General features: G+C 60.7%; 5 protein-coding genes. 4 read left to right on the top strand and 1 reads right to left on the bottom strand.

Translation table 11 applies throughout. The annotated features are described in order from the left end of the window. Together BF99_RS0119780 and BF99_RS21635 are read left to right on the top strand one after the other, a co-directional pair. On the top strand, window positions 1–488 hold a 488-nt coding region (locus BF99_RS0119780; protein ID WP_025772651.1), incomplete at its 5' end, for an ABC transporter permease. Window positions 489–804: 316 nt separating this feature from the next. Further along, a complete protein-coding gene (locus BF99_RS21635) occupies window positions 805–1,368 on the top strand; it encodes an orotate phosphoribosyltransferase (RefSeq protein WP_025772649.1) in 564 nt (187 codons plus the stop codon). A gap of 7 nt (window positions 1,369–1,375) precedes the next feature. Here BF99_RS21635 and BF99_RS0119765 read toward each other — a convergent pair whose 3' ends face one another. Beyond that, window positions 1,376–2,536, bottom strand: coding sequence for a pyridoxal phosphate-dependent aminotransferase (locus BF99_RS0119765; protein ID WP_156013514.1), 1,161 nt, complete (start codon window positions 2,534–2,536; stop codon window positions 1,376–1,378). 473 nt (window positions 2,537–3,009) lie between these two features. Between BF99_RS0119765 and BF99_RS0119755 the strand changes: the two genes are divergently transcribed. Further along, window positions 3,010–3,783, top strand: coding sequence for a 2-keto-4-pentenoate hydratase (locus BF99_RS0119755; protein WP_025772644.1), 774 nt, complete (start codon window positions 3,010–3,012; stop codon window positions 3,781–3,783). A gap of 122 nt (window positions 3,784–3,905) precedes the next feature. Beyond that, window positions 3,906–4,169, top strand: a 264-nt coding sequence (locus tag BF99_RS21630; protein ID WP_156013512.1) for a hypothetical protein, incomplete at its 3' end; no start/stop codon positions are given.

The raw sequence follows: 4,169 nt of genomic DNA, 5'->3' as shown, positions 1-4,169 counted from the left end.
TTTTCCTCGTCTATTACGGCTTGGCGCAGTTCGAGTGGATCAGAGAAAGTGCGCTATGGCCGATCTTCAAAGAAGCCAAGTGGTGCGCGCTGATCGCTTTTTCTCTCAACACCGCCGCCTACACCGCGAATATCCTGCGCGGGGCGATCGCGCAGACCTCTTTCACCGAGATCGAGGCGGCCCGCGCGGCGGGGATGCCCCCGGGGATGGTTCTGCGGCGTATCGTATTGCCGAGCGCATGGCGACGCGCCCTGCCCGCTTGGGGCAACGAAGTCGTTTTCATGCTCCATGGCAGCGCCCTTGCGGGGGTGATCACCATCGTCGACCTCTTCGGGGCCGCGCGCATCGTCAACTCGCGTCATTTCATCCCCTTCGAATCCTTTCTCACCGCCGGGGCGTTCTATTTGGTTCTGACTTTTTTGATCGTCAAGGCCTTCAAGATCTGGGAAAAGCGCTGGCATCGACACCTTCGGGGGCATCGGATCTGAATGCGCATCTTTGCCCGGCGGATCCGCGATCGCCTCCGCGATCACCGATCCGCATTCGTCGAGTGCGATTGTCGAATGTCGCTGTCAAATACAATTGCCGAAGATGCCATGGAGAAGATGCCATGGACGAGTCCCTCGCTCCGAGGCGGATTTCAAGCCCTGGCCGGTATGGGATCACGGTATAGAATTCAGGCCTAGGGGAGTGGCTGCGATCTTACTATCCGAGGCTTCATGCCACCATCTTGTTGCAATGCACCGAAGCGGCCGATCCCGTCGGGTTTGCGCCGGGCGGGGCGATCGATCAAAGGGGAATGCGATGAAGGCAGAACGAGAGGAATTGCGATCGATGATGGACGGGCTGTGTCTCGATACCGGCTCTTCCTACACCCTGACCACCGGCAAGCAATCCTCCTTCTACTTCGATTGCAAAAAGGCGATGCTGAACGGGCGAGCCTTATCCTTGATCTCCGCCGCTTTTTTGGCGGAAGCGGAAAGCCTTCCCGTTTTTCCGGTGGCGATCGGGGGGTTGACGATGGGGGCGGATTTCATCGTGGCCGCGGTGATCCAGCGCGCCTTCGAAAGCGGACGACCGATGACCTTGGGTTCGGTGGTTCGCAAAGAGCCGAAGAAGCACGGGACCAAGAGCCGGATCGAAAACGAGCTCGCCGCCGGAACCGGGATCATGGTGGTCGATGATGTGATCACCAGCGGCTCCTCCACCGACACCGCCTGTCGGGAATTCATCGATTCCGGCTATCGGCTCGAAGGTATCGTGGCTTTGGTGGACCGCGAGGCGGGAGGCTTGGAGGCGCTGCAGCAGCGATATGGCTGTCCGACTCGGGCGATCTTTCGCAAAAGCGACTTCCCCCGCATCGCCTGAAAGGCTCTTAGGTGCGGATATCGTCGGCGAGCATCCCGTCGATACGCGAAAGGGCGCGCTCGATATTTTCCTTGCTGTTGGCGCAGGAGAATCGTAGATAGCCCTCGCCCTGCGCGCCGAAACTCGGACCTGCGATCACCGCCACCCCGACCTCTTCGAGCAAGCGTCGCTGCAGCGTTTCGCTCTCGATGCCGGTGCCGGTGATATTCGGAAAGGCGTAAAACGCACCCACCGGGGTGCGGCAGCGAAAACCGGGCAATGCCCCGAGCCCTCGGACAATCGCCGAACGGCGCTCATCGAAAGCCGCCACCATCTCCAAGACGCTGTCTTGCGGGCCTTCGAGGGCGGCGATACCCGCAAACTGAGCGGATGCATTGACACAGGAATGGCAATTCACCGCCAGCCGGGTGGCCCCCTCCACCAACGCCGGCGGCCAGATCCCGTATCCCAATCGCCAACCGGTCATGGCGTAGGTTTTGCTCCAACCATCGAGCACGATCAGGCGATCGGCGATCTGCGGATAATCCAAAAGGCTCGTATGCTCGATCCCGTCGTAGGTCATGCGAGAGTAGATCTCATCGCTCAATATCGCCACCTCGGGATGGTCGGCGAGCCCTTCCACCAATCGATCCAAGTGCGCGCGACGAATCGCACCCCCGGTGGGATTGGCGGGGGAATTGACGATGATCAATCGCGTGCGCTTCGTGATCAGCGAAAGCAGTTCCTCGGGATCGAAGGAGAAATCCCGCTCCTCGCGCAAGGGGATCGGCACCGGCTCGGCACCGCTGAAGCGAATGGCGGATTCGTAGATCGGAAAGCCGGGATCGGGATAGATGATCTGCGCCCCCGGCTCGCCGAAGATCATCATCGCAAAGAACATCGTTACCTTGCCCCCGGGCACGACGATGATCCGATCCGGATGCACTTCGACCCGGCGGCGCCGCCCGATATCTTCGGCCACCGCCTCGCGCAGCGGCACGATGCCCGGCGACGGGGTATAGCCGTGATGCCCATCGTGCAGGGCCTTCGCCCCGGCCTCGACGATATGCCCGGGGGTTTTGAAATCCGGTTGACCAATGCCGAGGTTGATGATATCGCGTCCTTCTCGCTCCAACTGCTGAGCGCGGGCGAGCACCTCGAAGGCGGTTTCGGTCCCGAGCGTTGACATTCTCTGCGCCGGCTGCATCTTGAGTGGATCTCCTGATCGGCGGTGGGCAAACGGTCGATGGGCGTGCGATTGTTCGAAGGCGATTGGCGATCTTGCTTCGATCGAGCACTCGCTCGAGGCTCGAATCTGCACCCTCCTCGGCAACGCTCATCAAGGGATGATACCCCCTTGCATATCCATCGATGATGCACCGTCATCGACGATCTTCGGCCTTGCTTCGATACGCCGGGATCGACGAGCGCCGTCTTCGGTGCCATTATGAGTCTTGCCCCTAGGCGGCAAGGACAATCGCCTCAATCCGACGGGGTGGTGAATCGAGAGAGACCCGGGGCGCGAATGTCGGCCCATGGCCAAGGGCTTCGCCCGGCGAGAACGCCACCGAAAAAATCGACATTTCTCGACTATCATGCACCGATTGCCGCCATCGCAGGCGATCATCGCCTCGTATCTTTTCGCTGCCCGGAGATTAGCCAATGACCTTCGAGGAAATCGCCCAAGCTTTATGGGATGCGCGCTTACGGGGCGAGACCATCGAGCTGGACGATGCCGATCGACCCACCACCATCGAGACCGCCTACCGCATTCAACGGCACCAATGCACCGTTGCGAACATGGATCGGATCGGCTGGAAACTCGGGGCCACCAACCCCAAGGCTCTCGAGACGCTCCGGCTCGAAAACGCCTTCGCCGGCCCTCTTTTCGCCCCCTTCCGGCGTGAATCGGGGGCGCGCATCGAGCTGCCGGTCGCGCAATCCCCGGTACTGGAGGTCGAGTTTTCGATCACATTGGCGCGTGATATTCCGGCGCAGGACACCCCGCTATCGGCGCCGGAAGTCGCACCGATGGTGGAGCGGGTCGCCCCGGCACTCGAAGTGGTCGGTTGTCGATTGCCCGGCGGCCTTTCGAACGGCGGCAAGGTGCTGATCGCCGACGGGGCCGCGAATATCGTTTGGGTCGAGGGGGGGGCGAGCGCCGTCGATTGGCGGGGGTTGGACTTGGGGCGCCATGAGTGCACCCTCACCGTCAACGGGCAGGAAAAGGCGCGAGCGAGCGGCTCGATGCTGATGTGGGGCGATGCGCTGGCCGCAACGGGATATCTGGCGGCCCACCCTGCGGTTGCCGAGCGCGGACTGAAAGCCGGGGATATCATCCTCACCGGGGCCTGCTCGGCGCTGCCGATCGCCCCCGGCGACCGGGCACGGGCGGATTTCGGCTCATTGGGCAGCGTCGAGGCCTCGTTCTTTTGAAAATGCCCTTTTTTAGGAAATTATATCGGATAGTGCCGAGAAATATATCTTGACATTTCGATCAAAATAAAGTAAATATATTAGGAACGGGTACACATGTGATAACCACGGAGGAAGTAGCCATGAAAAAAATAGCGATGATTGCGATGCTCTTCGGCTTCGTCGGTGCGGTGCACGCCGCCCCGCAAGAAGCGACGAGTCAAGGCGGAATCGGGTATCAGGCTTCGGTCGAGCCCGAGACGATGCTGGCCTACGACGATTCCCAGCAATCCGACCCGTGGATCGGTGAAGGCGGTGCGATGTTGAAGCCCGAATCGGAATATGACATCAACCTCAACACCGACCCGCTTTGCGATACCGATCCCTACTCCTGCTTCCATCTGGCG

The sequence above is a fragment of the Thioalkalivibrio sp. HK1 genome (assembly GCA_000583135.1).
GTDB lineage: Bacteria > Pseudomonadota > Gammaproteobacteria > HK1 > HK1 > HK1.
This window is presented reverse-complemented; position numbering and strand designations above follow the sequence as displayed.